Consider the following 17,166-nt stretch of genomic DNA (forward strand, 5'->3'; position numbering starts at 1 on the left):
TTCTGGTTTACCCGTCCGTTGTTATTTATATTAATATATTTTTGATATCATTTTAATATCACTATTATGAATAAAGAACAAGAAAACAACCCCATTTCCGGCTACATTATGGTATTGGTAGTGTTTATCATTTTATGCGGAAGTATTTTTATGTTATCTGCCTTTCGAAATCCGGTCTTCATTATCGGGATCATTGGTACACTCTTGCTACTACCTGGCTTCTTCTTTGTAAACCCCAACGGATCAAGGGTACTGGTACTTTTCGGAAATTATAAGGGTACGGTAAAAAAGAATGGGTTTTTCTGGGTAAATCCATTATACACAAAGAAGCCTATCTCTCTGAGGGCCAGAAACTTTGATAGTGAACGTATCAAAGTAAACGATAAAGTAGGTAACCCTATTCTGATAGGTGTTATCCTGGTTTGGAAGGTAGAAAATACCTACAAAGCCGCTTTTGATGTAGATGATTATGAAAATTTTGTAAGGATACAAAGTGACGCGGCTGTACGAAAACTAGCCGGACGTTATCCTTATGACAATTTTGAAGACGATGAGGCAGAGATAACACTCCGCTCCGGGCTGGACGAAGTAAATCATGCATTGGAAGAAACCCTTGGACAACGACTGGAGATAGCAGGTATCAATGTTATTGAAGCAAGGATAGGCTACCTGGCCTATGCGTCAGAAATAGCCGGTGCCATGTTGAGAAGACAACAGGCTTCTGCCATCGTTGCTGCACGACATAAAATAGTAGAAGGTGCAGTAAGCATGGTGGAAATGGCGCTGGAAGACTTGTCAAAACGAGAGGTAATTGAACTGGATGAAGACCGGAAGGCAGCGATGGTCAGTAACTTGATGGTGGTATTATGTGCGGATAAAGACATAACACCTGTTGTTAATTCCGGAACTTTGAATCACTAATTATGAGTTATTTTCAAGAAGAGCAACGATTTAAGCAATGGTGGTTATGGGCTTTGATGATGGGGGTCAATGCGCTGATCCTCGGACTCTTCACACATGCTTTTTATACCCAATTTTACCTGGGAGAACCATGGGGCACTAAACCTACAAGTGACAGCACCTTGATAATTGTTTTTTTACTTGCAATCATCACGTTAGTAGTATGCAATGTAATGATCATATTAGCCAAATTGGAAATAAAAATAGATCGAAATTATATTCACTATCGTTATTTCCCTTACATCAGAAGCTGGAACAGGATATCAAAAGATCAGTTGAAAAAAGTTTACATAAGAAAATACGCTGCAATCAATGAATATGGCGGCTGGGGTTACAGGGTATTCATGAGAAAAGATAATGGGGCCCTGAACGTACAAGGCAACATGGGGCTTCAGATCATTTTTAAGGATGACACTAAACTATTACTTGGCACTCAAAAGCCGGAAGCGCTGAAAAAGGCTACTCAAAAATTCATGGTCGGACATAAAGAAGAAGAATATGGCTAAAAAGAAGCCTTTCGTGTTACGTCTGGATCCGGAAACGCTAAAAGCCGTAGAAAAGTGGGCCGCAGATGAATTTCGCAGTACCAACGGGCAACTGGAATGGATCATAGCTAAGGCCCTAAGAGAGGCGGGTAGGACCAGGAAGGGCTAGTGACTGTGTAATTTTCTTTTATTTTTGTATGAAACACATGTACTTATGAAATCAGGTAAGACCTTATTCTTGTTGCTTCTTTTACCATTCTTATCTCAGGCACAGTCCGATCTACTTATAAAGGCTTCGGGAGATTCTTTAACCGGTAAAATCGATATACTTCTGCCCAATGACTACTTTGAGGAGATCATCTTCAAAAAAGATGGCAAAAAAAACAGGTATAAAGCGCATCAATTTCTTGGTTTTGTTAAAAAGGGAGTGACCTATAAGACCATCAAAATGCAGAATAAGTACAGAATAATGCAGGAGATACAAAGTGGCTACCTGGGACTGTATGCTTTTCGGGCAGGCAATAGCTACGATTTTGGCCCAAGGTATTTACATAAAAATACCAATGAAGGGATAGAAGTACCTAACCTAACCTTTAAAAAGGTAGTCTCTTCCTTTTTAGAGGATTGCCCTACAGTAGAATCAAAAGTCATGGATAGAACATACAAGGCTTCCAATATAGAGGAACTTGTTACAGCTTATAATGACTGCCTGGGCACCAGTCCACATGTGATCGTAGACGATAAAAAGAAAAAAAAGAAACCGGTGAAACAAACAAAAGAGCTGACATTGATCTATTCTATTACTGAAAAGCTTCAGGCAGCCGGTGCATCAGATGAGCTCAGCACACTACTGGAAGACATTACCGAAAAAATCGAAAACGGTGATAAAGTGCCGGGCTATCTCAAAGGAGCTTTGAAAGAAGAAACCGCCCGTTACACTGGTATACAGGCTGATATTGATACGTTATTGGAGTACTTAAAATAAGCGCCATAGGTTTCCATAGTTTGATCACCACTTGCCATAGTTTGAGCAAGACCATTTATCTCTTTGTTCAGTGTAATTTTGTCAGACTAAAAAAGTCGTCCATAACTTATTGGCAAGTCCGAAACCAATCAATTCAAATTACTATTTTTGCAGCCATTTAATTAAGCTTGATAGGCACAATACTGACATTTATGGCGGAATATAACTTTCGGGAAATTGAAAAAAAGTGGCAACATTTCTGGGCGGATAACCAGGTATACAAATCAGAAAACACCTCTGAAAAGCCTAAATTCTATGCCCTGGACATGTTTCCTTACCCTTCCGGAGCAGGGCTCCATGTAGGCCATCCACTTGGATATATTGCTTCGGATATCGTATCCCGATACAAAACCCTGAAAGGTTTCAATGTACTTCACCCTATGGGATTTGACTCGTTTGGTCTCCCCGCTGAGCAATACGCTATTCAAACAGGCCAACACCCGGCCATAACCACTGAACAAAACATAAAGCGATATAAGGAACAACTTAAAAATATCGGGTTTTCATTTGACTGGGACCGTGAAGTACAAACACATCAGTCCGATTATTACCGATGGACACAGTGGATCTTTATGCAGCTTTTTAATAGCTGGTACAATAAAGACACCGATAAGGCTGAACCTATCGAAACCCTGATCGCACTACTTAAAACAAGTGGAAATGGCGCTTTAAATGCAGAGTGCGATGATGACACACCAACTTTTTCTGCTGAAGAATGGAACAACAGCGATGAGGAAGAGCAGCTTCGTTTACTATTGCATTACCGACTTACCTTTCCATCTGAGGCCGTAGTGAACTGGTGCCCGATATTAGGTACCGTACTTGCTAATGACGAAGTAAAAGACGGCGTATCAGAACGTGGCGGACACCCTGTTGAGCGTAAAAAAATGAAGCAGTGGATGATGCGCATCACTGCGTATGCAGATCGTTTGTTACATAACCTGGAAACGCTCGACTGGTCAGAGTCCATGAAAGACATGCAGACCAACTGGATAGGTAAGTCATACGGTTGTGAACTCCAGTTCCGGACAACTCCCTCTACAAATGGTCCGCAATCTGATCTTACGTTAACTGCTTTTACTACAAGACCCGATACCATTTATGGAGTGACCTTCCTGGTCATTGCTCCCGAACATGAATGGATTGACCAGCTTACTACGCCTGACCGCAAGAACGAAGTAGAACAATACACTACAGCAGCAAAAAACCGCTCAGAGCGTGAAAGACAAACGGATGTGAAATCTGTTTCAGGTGTTTTCACAGGGTCATATGTCATTAACCCTTTTAATAATCAACCCATTCCTTTATGGGTAGCAGATTATGTACTGGCGGGTTATGGCACAGGAGTAGTAATGGCCGTACCCTCTTCTGATGAACGTGACTTTCGATTTGCAAAGCATTTCGATCTACCGGTTGAGTTGGTCATTGATGGGACACAAGACCTGGAAGACCCTACGGAAAAAAAGCATGGGGTCATGATCAATTCTGGCATTTTAGATGGTATACATTCCAAAGACGCATTGCAGAAAGCAATTAAGCATGCCGAAGAGCAAGGCTTTGGCAAGGCGAAAGTAAATTTTCGGATGCGTGATGCCGTATTCAGCCGCCAGCGATACTGGGGAGAACCTGTGCCAGCTTATTTTAAAAATGACCTACCTTATTTAATAGAAGAAAAAGACCTGCCACTGGAATTACCGGCAATTGATCAATACAAACCTACGGAAACCGGTGAACCCCCTTTAGGACGTGCCAAAGACTGGACGTACAAAGGACACCCCCTGGAGTTGACCACTATGCCAGGCTGGGCCGCATCCAGCTGGTACTTTTTGCGGTACATGGACCCTGAAAATAAGGGTGAATTTACAAAGAAAGCAATAAGCGATTATTGGGGGCAGGTAGACCTGTATCTGGGAGGAACTGAACACGCCACCGGACACTTGCTATATTCACGATTCTGGAATCTGTTTTTATATGACAGAGGATGGGTCAGCCACGCAGAGCCTTTCAAAAAACTGATCAACCAGGGAATGATCCAGGGGCGGTCGAGCTTTGTGTATCGCATGATCATGTCAGCTGGTTCAGAGAATGAAAAAACCAAATCACCCCAGATATTCCTTTCAAAAGGTATTATTGATAAAATCGAAAAGTCCAACCTTACCAAAGCAGAACAGGAAATCATAGAACGGTTGATCAACGAAGCGTTAGAAAGCTTTAATAAAGCAAACAGTACCTCCTGGGCACTGACTGATCTGACGAAACAGCAGTTCTCTCCGATGCATGTGGACATCTCGTTGGTACGTAATGACATACTCGATATCGACGGGTTCAAAAGTTGGCGACCGGAGCTGAACGAAGCCATTATCATACCTGACGCTGACAAAAAATATCAATGTGGCGCTGAGGTTGAAAAGATGTCAAAAAGATACCATAATGTAGTTAATCCGGATGATATTGTAGAACGGTATGGTGCTGATACGCTACGGCTTTATGAAATGTTCCTCGGGCCTTTGGAGCAGTTTAAACCCTGGAATACCAATGGCATAGACGGTGTCTTTAAGTTTCTCCGAAAACTATGGAACCTGTTTCATGATAATGACAATAATTTCATCGTCACCGATGCTGAACCGGGCAAAGAAGAATTAAAGGTGTTGCATAAAACCATTAAAAAGGCCCAGGAAGATATTGAGAACTACTCTTTTAATACTTCGGTAAGTGAGTTTATGATCTGTGTAAACGAGCTTACAGCTTTAAAGTGTAACAAAGGCAGGGTACTATCTGATTTGGTAGTTGCTATCTCTCCGTATGCCCCTCACATCTGTGAAGAGTTATGGCATAAACTGGGGCATGTAGAGAGCATCACCAAGGCTACCTTCCCGGAGTACAACGAAGCCTATTTGATAGAAAGCGAGCATGAGTACCCGGTATCCGTTAATGGTAAAATGCGTGCAAAAATGAGTTTTCCACTGGATATGCCCAAAGAGGACATTGAAAAACAGGTGTTAGCTTCAGAAGCTATAATGAAGTGGCTGGATGGGAAAACGCCGAAAAAAGTAATAGTGGTCCCAAAAAAGATCGTGAATGTCGTAGTGTAAAAACTACAACTATTTTTTAGCTTTAGAAACGATCATTACCCCCACAATTACTACTACAGCACCGGCCAGTTGGAGTATCGTCATTTGTTCTTCCAGGAAAATATTGGCTAATACTATGGTGGAAAAGGGCCCCAGGCTACCAACAATTGAAAAGCTGGCAGCTCCCATATGTTTTATTGCAAAAGAAACCATGTAGGAAGGTATGACCGTTGATAACATAGCCATGGCAAACCCAAGCCAATAGACTTCCTTTGGATAGTGAAACAGATCGGACCTTATGAAGAGGCCATAATGTACCATAACACACAAACAGGAAATGATCATAGCATATGACGTGAAGGTTGTAGCACCAAATTTAGGAATGAGCCATCCGCTTCCCACCAGGTAAGAGGCGTAGGTGATAGCGCTTAAGAGCACCATAATTCCACCAAAAATCACCCCTGAGCCCTGCCCCTGTACATCTAATTCGTCATAGAAAGTAATCAGGATCCCAACATAAGAAATGACAATGGCGACAAGTTGCACCTTGGCGGGCCGTTCTTTCAAAAAAAGCCAGGAAATGAATACCACCAGTGTTGGGTAAGCGAAAAGGATGATCCGTTCTAAACTCGCTTTGATGTACTGTAATCCTATAAAGTCGAACAGGCTGGCAAGGTAATAGCCAATAAAACCAAATATAAAAATCCAGAAATAGTCTTTAAGTCTAATAGCCTGCGGTTTCTTTGGCCGGGAAATCAACGCTACAACCGCATACACCGGTAAGGAAAACGCCATCCGAAAAAGCAACAGTGGAATGGCCTCCACATCATACTGATAAGCCAGTTTCACCAGCACGGCCTTTGCCGAGAAGAGTACTACACCCAGAACTGCCACGATCAAGGCAATGTAAAAAGGGTTCCGCTTATTCATATAAGGCGGCAAAAGTAGTATTTAGTTTCTGAAGGTGCCCTACGGATTATGATATCCTTTCACTCACTAAGGTTTTCATTCATATTTCAAAGAATTTACAGGATTGGCCCGCGCAGCTTTTAACGATTGAAAACTAACCGTACACCAGGCAATAATGATAGATAAACCTCCTGCTATGATAAACACCCATGCACTTAGATCAATACGATTAGCAAAGCCTTCCAGCCAATTATCCATGAAATAATAAGCCGGGTAGATGGCAAGAATGAAGGCAAGAATGACCAGTTTGGCAAAATCTCTGGACATTAATGCTGTAATACTCCAAACACTGGCCCCCATCACCTTGCGAACACCTATCTCTTTAGTGCGTTGTTCAGAGGTAAATGCCGCTAATCCAAACAAACCTAAGCATGCAATAAAAATAGCAATGCCTGTGAATACAGTAAACACTGTACTTAAACGTTGTTCTGCGCGGAATAATGCATCAAAGTCTTCATCCAGGAACGAGTATTGCAGCGGCTCTCCAGGCGCCAGCCCTTTCCATTCTTGTTCAATATATTGAATGACTTTTTCAGGGTTTTCACCGGAAAATCGAACATAGAGAATGTTGCTGGTATTCGTTAATCTCAAAACCAAGGGTCTCACTTTTATCTTGAGGCTTTCAAAATTGAAATCCTTCATCACTCCAATGACCTCCATGGATTTTGGGTCGTCACCATCAAAGTATATCAACTTCTCCTCCAATGCATTGTCCCAACCCAACTCTCTTACGGCTGCTTCATTCACCAGGACAGCACCCGAATCAGCAGGAAAGTCCTTGGAAAAAAACCGACCTTCTGTCAGTTCAAACCCCAGTGCATCAAGATGATCGTAGTCAGCCAAATAAGTAGACATAATGTGATCTGCATCACTACCTACTGCACGAAATATCGTGGTGTTATTCACACCAGGGACCATATTGTTGGAATAACTGGTACCTATAATAGCGTTATTTGATTCTAACTGGTTTTTAAAAGCAATTTTATCATTTTCAAGTCTGTCAGCGTCTTCAATCAATAGCACATGTTCCTTATCTATTCCTAAATGTTTATTCTGAACATAATTCAACTGCTGAAACACGATGGCAGTGCAGATCATAAGCACAATAGAGATCCAAAATTGAAATGTAACCAGAAAACTTCTGATCCCTCCGCTTTTCATACCTGCCCTCACCTTCCCCTTCAGCACCTCCGTGATCTTAAAAGAAGTAAGATAAAATGCAGGGTAACTCCCGGCCAGCAGACCAACAAACAGGGTAAGTAAGATAAATACGGTTAAAATAAAAGGTTCAGCCAATGTCTCAATAACCAGCTCTTTACCTGAGAGTATATTAAATGAAGGTAAAAACACATAGACCACCACAAGTGCCAGGATGGAAGCGCTAATTGCATATATCATTGATTCCGTTAGGAATTGTATTATTAATGTCTGCCTCAATGAACCTAACGTTTTACGCAAACCTACTTCTTTGGCACGGCCAGCTGATTTGGCCGTGGTAAGATTCATGAAATTGATACAGGCAATGAGAATAATAAAAGTGCCGATCACTGCGAGGATCACTACGTAATCCATATCACCAGGGGGTTCCGGTTCGTCTTGTAAATCTGATTTTAAATGAATGTCATACATCGGCATGCTGAAGTACTCATAGATGCCTCCTTCTGCTCTGAATTCCTCCAAAGTCTTTCCCATAAACTCTTTCAATACGGGAGCTACGTTTATTTCCACAATAGGTTCAAGCTTTTTATCCACCGTGGCAGCGTCTGCTCCTTCTTTCAAGACATAATATGTCCAAAGGCTATTACCCAACCAATTGGGTCGATTCATCCACTTAAAACTGCTGGACGATAGAATAGCGTTAAACTTTATATGAGAATTACCGGGTACTTTTTCCATAACCCCGGTCACCAGATACTCCAATTTGCTATTACCAATAGATAAGGTCTTATCAAGCGCCGGCTCTGTACCAAAATATTTCTGAGCCAGCTCTTCATTTATTACAATACTGTTTGGAGCTTTAAGTGCCGTTTGGGGGTCCCCCGCCAGGAGTTTAAAACTGAAAAAGTTGAAAAAATTAGAATCAGAAGCCACGATCCCCTCTTCATTAAATGCCATGTCTTCATACCTGAATATCCATTCTCCCATATTATTGACCCGTACTGCTTCTTCTACTTCAGGAATCTCCTCTACCAAAGCGCGTGACATAGGGTTACAAGTGGTGGTAGTAAATATCTCCTGCCCCGCTAGCTTACCATGCAAACCGACTCGGTACATCCTCTCTCCTTTTTCATGGATATGATCATAATTCAATTCGTCATATATGTACATGACCACAAATAAGCAGGCAGCAATACCCATAGTGAGTCCTGCTATATTAATGATGGAGAAAAATTTATGTCTGCCAATGTTTCGTAAGGCTACCTTAAAATAATTTTTGATCATGATCTTTTTGTGGGTTGAATGTTAATCATTAAATCCTTTTTGAAAACTTAGGATCAAAGTCACTCTGTTCTCAAAGTATTAACAGGATTCATTGAGGCAGCTCCATAGATCTTAAAACCTGTGGTGAATAAAGCTGCTACAATCAGGATCAACGCTGAAATGCCGAAAGTAGCTACTCCAGGTATAATATGATATTTCCAGATCATATCCATAAACATGTTGACCATATAAAAGCTAATTACAGAACCAAAAACCACGGCAATAAACAGTATAATAGAGAACCGCTTATTTAAAATGAGCATGATATTAGGAATAGAGGCGCCCAACACTTTCCGGACACCTATTTCTTTCATTCGTTTAACAATACTCAATGATACCAGGCTAAAAAGTCCAATGGTAGATAAGAACGTAGCTACGGCCCCTAAAAAAGTAAACATCTGGATCACATTCGTGTTTACCTGCATTGAATCACTCATTTCTTCATCCATAAATTCACCGGTATACATTTTATCCGGATACAATTTCTTCCATTCCTCTTTGAGATAATTGTTCACAGCGATCATATCTGCCTGAGTAGTTTTTACTGTAAGGAACTCATAGTCCTTTTTGGGAACATAGCGTAACATCATTGGGTCCAGCTGCGACCAAAGTCCTTCTACAAATGCATTTTTCACCACACCTATGACATAAAACTGTGCTGTATCTGTCCAGGTAAGTTTCTGACCTATAGGTTCCTTCCAACCGAAAGTCTTTACCATCTCTTCGGATACCAGAACGGATTCTTTATAATCCGTTTCAGAGTCCTTAATAAAAGACCTTCCTTCCAAAACGGTAAAATTTAGTGTTTCAATAAAATTTTCACCTACATGAAAAATATCCACATCAAATTCCTTGTCGGCATTTTTTATTGGATCGTTCCTGTAAGATCGTTCCAACTGATGCTCTGAACCTGCTAAAGACAGTATCCTGGGATCATTTCTAATTTGATTTTTAAAGACCTGGTATTCATCTTCATTCCCCATATGTAACGTGATGACCCCTTTATTATCAAAGCCATAATCCATTTCATCCTGATAAATGGCATTTTGATAGAAGGCCACACCCAAAATGATCGCGATAAGCGAGATGCTGAATTGTGTAGTCAACAGCACAGGAGCCAGTTTCCCGGACTCTCCCAATTTCTGTATACCTTTCAATATACCTGCCGGAGCAAAACTGGTAATGTAAAATGCAGGATAACTTCCTGCCAGCAAACCTGTGAATAACAACATGCCAAGCATAAACAAAAAGAACGCGGCATTTTGATAAAAATCAAGTTTTAGTTCGAGGAAGGGCCACATTTCACTGTAGGCAGGAACAAGAAAAAACGAAAAGGCTACTCCAACTAACATACCCATAAAGCATAATAGTACATTCTCTAACAAAAACTGCGCAACCAGTTGTCCTCGCATTCCTCCCATCACTTTTCTTATACCTATCTCTTTCAGTCTGCGACTGGAAATGGCTATGGAAGTATTTGTAAAATTGAAACAAGCGATCAATAATATCAGTACTGCCATTATGGTAGGCACAACTACGGCTGGCGGTGGAATAGACTGCTGTAACCAATGCCCCCAAACTTCTTCATTGCCGGCTCTATGCGCCATCCCCTCAAAGGGTTCCAGTTCATAACGTTCAATTTTAAAGTCCAGGCGCGCCTTATTCTGGATCTCTACATAATCTAAAAGTCTCTGTTCAATTGGTTTTATACGACTGACATTATCTACCTTAATAAATAGCGTGCTCCATTTGCTCCAATCCTCCTGCTCATTTCCTTCAGACAGGTCGAAGAAATTATTGATATTCGTAACTGTTTTCACATTGCTAAAACTGGAATTTAGCGGCATGTCCTGAAATATGCCGGCTACCATGTAATTCTTAGGGCCGTTGTCAGTCATATGAGTAAGCGTCTTCCCTATGGCTTCATCCTGACCAAAGTATTTGATGGCAAGCTGCTGGCTGATGACTACACTGGCTTTATCCTTAAGAGCAGATTTAGTTCCGGCGACAAATTCAAAATTGAATACTTCAAAAAAGTCAGGATCAACAAAAGTGAAGTTTTCAGAATAAAGCTCATCCTGAACTTTAAAATTCCCCCCACTCGGCACATAGCGCACGGTGGCTTCTACTTCACCAAAGTTCTGCTGCATGATAGCACCCAGAGGCATGGGAGACATTCCAAAAAGCCTTTCCTGCCCCTGCATAGTGCGTACTATGTCTACACGGTACAGGCCTTCATGGTTTTGTGTGTTATCAAAATTTACATTGAAATCATAATTGAGATAGGCTACAATACAGCAACTGACGGCTACGCCCATCCCCAGAATATTGATCAAGACAAAGAGCTTACTCTTCCACAAACTGCGGAGTGTAATTTTAAGGTAGTTCTTAAGCATATTAGCGTTGTTTGAGTTTTTTATCTTGGTAATGCTATATTGACTACAAAAACCCGGGGGAAGTTGCACAGAAGGCAAACGATTTTTGCTCAGTACTAGGTATTACCTAGTATCTGGTTTAAAAAAAACCACTCTTGACCAGGGAGTGGTTTTCCGTTTTATTAAATATGGAATTGTTCCTTAATATTCTCTGTAACCACCTTACCATCAAATAAATTGATGATCCTATGTGCATAATTAGCATCGTAAGGAGAGTGGGTCACCATTATAATGGTAGTCCCTTCTTCATTTAACTCCGCCAATAGTTTCATGACTTCTTCACCGTTTGCAGAATCCAGGTTACCTGTAGGCTCATCTGCAAGAATTACTTTTGGCTTGGCTACAATGGCACGGGCTATGGCTACCCTCTGCTGCTGTCCACCGGATAGTTGCTGGGGAAAGTGATTTCTTCTGTGCATGATATTCATGCGCTCCAGTACCTCTTCTACGCGTTGTTTTCTTTCTGCAGAAGGTACTTTCAGGTATAACAAAGGCAGTTCTACATTTTCAAATACAGTTAATTCGTCAATCAGGTTAAAACTTTGGAATACGAATCCAATAGAACCTTTCCTTAATTGAGCCCTTTGCCTTTCAGAATAATTGGACACTTCATGCTCACCGAAATGATATTCACCATCCGATGGGTTGTCTAAAAGTCCCAGAATATTCAATAAAGTAGATTTACCACATCCGGAAGGTCCCATAATAGCGACAAACTCGCCTTCTTTGATTTCGATATTGATGCTATTTAAGGCAGTGGTTTCTACTTCATCCGTAGTGTACACTTTTTGTAAGTTTTTAATTTTTATCATGAGTTGTGATTTAGATATGCCCAAAAGCTATGGGATGAATTTATTTATTATTTATTTGAGTATTAGTACTTCATTATCACCAAAATTATCATAGGAAGAGGTGATCACTCTATCACCCGGTTCAAGCCCCTCTTCTACTTCAAAGTGTTCTGTATTCTTTCTTCCTAATCGAATGTTCCGTTTTTCCGCCCGTGTCCCATCTTCATTTACAACAAACACCCAGTTGCCACCAGTATCTTTGTAAAATCCTCCTACAGGCAGCAAAAGTTCTTCTGACGGCTGGCCAAGTTCTATACGCATTCGCAATGATTGACCCCTTCTTATCCCTTTGGGTGTCTCGGCAACAAACTCCATATCCACCTCAAAACGACCATTGATTATGTTAGGATAAATGTAGGTGATCGTAAGCTCGTATTGCTTATTATCAAATCGTGTGGTCGCTGACAGGCCTTTGAAGATCTTAGGTAAATAGAGTTCATCTATGGGCACCCGTACTTTATAACTACCCACTTTATCCACTTGTCCCAGTCGTTGCCCGGGATTTACAGACTGCCCTTCCACAAGTTGAGGAGTAGTCAGCTGCCCTTCTATGGGGGAACGAATGTCAAGGTTATCCAATATCTGGCCCACGCCCGCCAAACTTTCGGTCATCCTCTGTTCAGATTTATTGAATTGAACCAGTTGCCGGACCCTACTCATAGAATCATTTTTATAACTGGTGTAGGTAATCTTTTTACGTTTTACATTGTATTCATAATCAGCTTTGGTCTGTTCAAAATCCTGCTTAGAGATCAAGTCTTTTTCGTAAAGCATTTTTTGTCTCTTATACTGTGGTTCCAGTTTTTCCAGTTGGTTGTCGATCAATGCCAATGTTTGCTGTTGCTGAAGATCATTCTGCTCCAGTTGCAGCTTGGTTCGCCTGATCTGATTAATACTTTCATTTAAACTTGCTTCTTGACTGAGTACACTCAATTCCCTGTTCAAGTTAGACAATTCTATGATAAAATCGCCTTTTTTCAGCATAGCTCCACTCTCAGCATGCACTTTTTTTATGGTACCCCCTTCAATAGCGTCCAGATAAAAGGTTACACTCGGCTCTACGGTACCTGTTTGAGGAATAAATTCAAGAAATGCACCTCTCTTTACGGTAGCTATGGTTATCTTTTCCTTTTCTACATTCAACTTACTTCTTCGATCTGCAAAAAGTAATTGATAACCAACAAAGACGACCAGAAGGGTTCCACCCAGGATGGCTCCTATCCGTTTTACAGTCCATTTCTTCTTCTTTATCTTTTTGTCCATGTGGAAGTGCTATTTAAAGCTATTCATAGATTGTTTACATAGCACTTGCCAACAAGTGTGCCAAATGGCAGAATACTGTTTAAAATGCCTCTGATGTCTAAACAGCAGTCCGCCAGCGTTCATGAATGAACGAGATCGTCCGCTACCGAACATTATACTGTTCATTTACGTATTCTTTAAAACACTTAGCACCTTTATCCAGGCCAAAAGTGCCCAAATTACAGTTAATCAGTACTTTACTTAAAATCGGTATCAACTTTGCAAATGCTCTTTTATAAGAAATTAAACGTATGACAGAAAAAGGTAAATCGGGTAAAATACTCATTGTGGATGATAATGAAGACTTATTGAAGGCCGCTAAGATCTTCCTCAAACGGCATTTCCAACAGGTAGACCTGGAAACCAATCCTGAAACTATTCCTACGCTTCTCAACAATGAATCGTACGATGTCATACTCCTTGACATGAATTTTACCAAAGACGTTAGCAGTGGAAAAGAAGGCTACTACTGGTTGGAAAAGATACTGGAAATAGATCCCAGTTCCGTAGTAGTCTTAATAACCGCTTACGGTGATGTTCAAATGGCTGTCAAAGCAATTAAAGCGGGAGCTACGGATTTTGTGTTAAAACCATGGGAAAACGAGAAACTGCTGGCCACCTTATTTTCAGCCATGCGGCTGCGGGAAACCCGATTAGAAGTAGAAGATCTCAAAACAAAGCAGGAGGCTATCAACCTAAAAATTAACGACCGATATGGTGATATTATAGGACAAAGCGCCTCTATAAGAAAGGTATTTGAAACAATAGACCGTGTAGCCGCCACAGACGCTAATGTGCTCATATTAGGAGAGAACGGCACCGGTAAAGAGTTAATAGCCCGGGCCATCCATAATAATTCGCCCAGAAAAGGCCAGGTTTTTGTAAATGTTGACCTGGGTTCAGTCAGCGAAACCCTTTTTGAAAGCGAACTATTCGGGCATAAAAAAGGAGCATTTACAGATGCAAAAGAAGACCGTCCGGGCCGGTTTGAAATAGCCAACAAAGGCACACTCTTCCTGGATGAAATTGGTAACCTTTCTCTACCCTTGCAGGCCAAATTGCTCACTGCACTCCAAAACAGGAAAGTAAGTCGCGTAGGCGCCAATAAGGAGGTAGAAATTGATATCAGGCTTGTTTGTGCTACAAACATGCCATTATATGATATGGTAAAAGAAAACAAATTTCGCCAGGATCTACTGTATAGGATCAATACCATAGAAGTGGAGTTACCCCCCCTTCGAGACCGCCTTGAAGATATCCCTGTTCTCGCCGAGCATTTTTTAAAACACTATTCAGAGAAATATGATAAGAACATTAGCAAGATCAGTGATGCCTCTCTGACCAGAATGCAAAAACATAACTGGCCCGGTAATATTCGGGAGCTCCAACATGCATTGGAAAGGGCGGTGATCATGGGTAATTCCCAGGTGTTGCAGCCAGAAGATTTTAACTTCACCAGTCAGCCTCAACAACAACTGGATGGAGATAATGTAATGCTGGATCAATTTAAATTAGAAGATGTTGAAAAAATATTGATCCGAAAAGTGCTAAAAAAATATAATGGTAATATTACCCAGGCTGCTTCCGAATTAGGGCTAACCCGGTCATCTTTGTACCGCAGGTTAGAGAAATATGGGCTTTAAAGACTTTAGGTTTAAGGTGGCCATCAGGGTAGTTCTGGTGGGTGTGACCATGGCAGGGGTTGCATGGAGTATCAATGATCCCAATATGATCGTCACTACGGTGTTGTTCGGTCTAGTATCCATATCTCAACTGCTGGAACTTTATCGTTTTATTGCCAGGACCAATCGTAAGCTTACACTATTCCTGGAATCGATTAAATATTCTGATTTTATCAGTGGTTTTTCCGCCGACAATCAGCTGGGATCAAGTTTCAAAGACCTCAATATTGCCTTTAATGAAGTATTAGAAGCTTTTAGGAAGGCCCGGTCAGAAAAAGAAGAACATTTACAGTATCTTAATACAATTGTAGAACACGTAAGTACCGGATTAATCTCCTATGACACAGAGGGGCAGGTACAACTCATTAATGCCACGGCTAAGCGGTTCTTAAAAGTAGATACGCTCCGCAACATTGATGAACTGATTGAAAGTCAATCCCGCCTGTACAAAGTGCTGTTTGACCTCCCAACTGGCAAAAGTACCTTGCACCGCATTGAAGGAGATATACAACTTTCTGTACACGCCACAGATATCATTTTACGAGGAACGCAAATAAAGCTCGTAGCCCTTCAAAATATTCAACCGGAGCTGCAAAAGAAAGAATTGGAAGCCTGGCAAAATCTGACCCGGGTATTGCGTCATGAAATCATGAATTCCATTACTCCTATTGCCTCTTTAACTTCTACAATGAAAGACATCCTGATAGAAGATCTAACTGAGAAACAAGGTCAATACGAATTGCCTGAAGAAGCCGTGGAAGACCTGCAAGAGGGGTTAGGCACAATAGAAGGACGTAGCCAGGGGCTCATAAGGTTTATTGACGCCTACCGAGATTACACTTCCATTCCACTTCCTAAGATTGGCAAAGTTGCTGTCAAACAACTTTTGGAATACACCATGAGATTGATGAAAGTGGAGCTTAGAAAATCTAACGTAACGATCTCTATTAATGTAAAGCCTGAAAGCTTAATGGTAAATGTAGACGAAGAGCTTATAGAGCAGGTTTTGATCAACCTGGTAAAAAATGCGGTAGAAGCTTTTGAACCTGATCACCCAGCCCCTGAGATCAATCTTACGGCAGATGTAGATCGCCTCGATAATCCGCAGATCAAAGTAAGAGATAATGGCAAGGGCATTATCCGCGAAGCCCTGGATCAGATATTTATTCCATTCTATTCTACCAAAAGTAAGGGCTCAGGGATAGGACTCAGCTTATCCCGACAGATTATGCAATTACACAACGGCACACTTACCGTAGAATCAGAATCCGGTGAATTCACCGTTTTCACAATGACTTTTTGATCGAAACCCGGATCATGCATTAACATTCCTTTCCAAGCCTAAACTGCCTCAATTCCTTAAAGAAAATACGGAGAATTATCCCTTCCTTTTATCTAAATAAGGCATCCATTCTTCACAATGAAAACCGGAAAAATCCCGCAAAAACAAAACGTATGACGGTTTGAATGGCCTGCATCTAAGGCTAATTCCTGCCATTTCAGGAGAGTCGTCTCCTTTATGTGTATTGCATCGTCTACAGGCTGTTACCAGATTATCCCATGATGACTTTCCTCCCTTAGAACGCGGCACTACATGGTCCAGTGTCAATTCTGATCTTGTCCCACAGTACTGACACTCGAATTGGTCTCGCTTAAAAATATTTTGACGACTAAGCGCCACACCTTTATAAGGTACATTCACATACTTTGTAAGCCGGATAACCGCCGGCATAGGAAAGCTTTGCGAAACAGAACGTAGCCTATAGCCATTAGCAGGTGCTACCATCTCTGTTTTTCTCAAAAAAGTAAGTAAGAAGGCACGCTGCACTGTACACACCGAAATAGGGCTATAGTCCTGATTTAGTACAAGTACCTTTCGCTTCATCCCTTTAAGATAACCGGAACA

Annotated in this window: 13 protein-coding genes; 7 read left to right on the forward strand and 6 right to left on the reverse strand. The window is 41.2% G+C overall.

Annotation, left to right across the window (positions count from 1 at the left end; all coding sequences use genetic code 11):
* The first annotated feature begins 66 nt into the window (after positions 1-66).
* The 5 genes from FNH22_RS01915 to FNH22_RS01935 all read left to right on the forward strand — a co-directional run bounded on the left by FNH22_RS01915 (position 67) and on the right by FNH22_RS01935 (position 5,561).
* Positions 67-921, forward strand: a complete 855-nt coding sequence (locus FNH22_RS01915; RefSeq protein ID WP_143396620.1) for an SPFH domain-containing protein — start codon at positions 67-69, stop codon at positions 919-921.
* Positions 922-923: 2 nt separating this feature from the next.
* Positions 924-1,466, forward strand: a complete 543-nt coding sequence (locus FNH22_RS01920; protein ID WP_143396621.1) for a hypothetical protein — start codon at positions 924-926, stop codon at positions 1,464-1,466.
* Positions 1,459-1,614: an Arc family DNA binding domain-containing protein gene (locus FNH22_RS01925; RefSeq protein WP_143396622.1), complete on the forward strand. Its 156-nt coding sequence runs from the start codon at positions 1,459-1,461 to the stop codon at positions 1,612-1,614. The genes FNH22_RS01920 and FNH22_RS01925 overlap by 8 nt, the downstream gene beginning before the upstream one ends.
* 45 nt (positions 1,615-1,659) lie before the next feature.
* Complete coding sequence (locus tag FNH22_RS01930; RefSeq protein WP_143396623.1) at positions 1,660-2,430, forward strand: hypothetical protein; 771 nt, start codon at positions 1,660-1,662, stop codon at positions 2,428-2,430.
* A gap of 191 nt (positions 2,431-2,621) precedes the next feature.
* The gene (locus tag FNH22_RS01935; RefSeq protein ID WP_143396624.1) at positions 2,622-5,561 is read left to right on the forward strand and encodes a leucine--tRNA ligase; all 2,940 of its coding nucleotides are present in this window, start codon (positions 2,622-2,624) and stop codon (positions 5,559-5,561) included.
* Between the two features lie 9 nt (positions 5,562-5,570).
* Here the strand turns inward: FNH22_RS01935 and FNH22_RS01940 are convergent, their stop codons facing one another.
* The 5 genes from FNH22_RS01940 to FNH22_RS01960 form a co-directional block, all read right to left on the reverse strand.
* Complete coding sequence (locus FNH22_RS01940) at positions 5,571-6,470, reverse strand: DMT family transporter (RefSeq protein WP_143396625.1); 900 nt, start codon at positions 6,468-6,470, stop codon at positions 5,571-5,573.
* Between the two features lie 75 nt (positions 6,471-6,545).
* On the reverse strand, positions 6,546-8,951 hold the full coding sequence (locus tag FNH22_RS01945; protein WP_143396626.1) for an ABC transporter permease: 2,406 nt from the start codon (positions 8,949-8,951) through the stop codon (positions 6,546-6,548).
* A gap of 59 nt (positions 8,952-9,010) precedes the next feature.
* Positions 9,011-11,386, reverse strand: coding sequence for an ABC transporter permease (locus FNH22_RS01950; RefSeq protein ID WP_143396627.1), 2,376 nt, complete (start codon positions 11,384-11,386; stop codon positions 9,011-9,013).
* A gap of 161 nt (positions 11,387-11,547) precedes the next feature.
* Positions 11,548-12,237, reverse strand: coding sequence for an ABC transporter ATP-binding protein (locus FNH22_RS01955; RefSeq protein WP_143396628.1), 690 nt, complete (start codon positions 12,235-12,237; stop codon positions 11,548-11,550).
* Between the two features lie 51 nt (positions 12,238-12,288).
* On the reverse strand, positions 12,289-13,539 hold the full coding sequence (locus tag FNH22_RS01960; RefSeq protein ID WP_143396629.1) for an efflux RND transporter periplasmic adaptor subunit: 1,251 nt from the start codon (positions 13,537-13,539) through the stop codon (positions 12,289-12,291).
* Between the two features lie 290 nt (positions 13,540-13,829).
* On the opposite strand from FNH22_RS01960, the gene FNH22_RS01965 reads away from it, so the two are divergent.
* Both FNH22_RS01965 and FNH22_RS01970 read left to right on the forward strand, forming a co-directional pair.
* Positions 13,830-15,221, forward strand: a complete 1,392-nt coding sequence (locus FNH22_RS01965) for a sigma-54 dependent transcriptional regulator (RefSeq protein ID WP_143396630.1) — start codon at positions 13,830-13,832, stop codon at positions 15,219-15,221.
* Entirely contained in the window at positions 15,211-16,563 is a 1,353-nt protein-coding gene (locus FNH22_RS01970; RefSeq protein WP_143396631.1) for a PAS domain-containing sensor histidine kinase, read from the forward strand. The genes FNH22_RS01965 and FNH22_RS01970 overlap by 11 nt, the downstream gene beginning before the upstream one ends.
* 75 nt (positions 16,564-16,638) lie before the next feature.
* Here FNH22_RS01970 and FNH22_RS01975 read toward each other — a convergent pair whose 3' ends face one another.
* Positions 16,639-17,145, reverse strand: a complete 507-nt coding sequence (locus FNH22_RS01975) for an HNH endonuclease (protein ID WP_143396632.1) — start codon at positions 17,143-17,145, stop codon at positions 16,639-16,641.
* Between the last annotated feature and the right edge of the window lie 21 nt (positions 17,146-17,166).

It is taken from the genome of Fulvivirga sp. M361 (genome assembly GCF_007097395.1).
Lineage (GTDB): Bacteria > Bacteroidota > Bacteroidia > Cytophagales > Cyclobacteriaceae > Fulvivirga.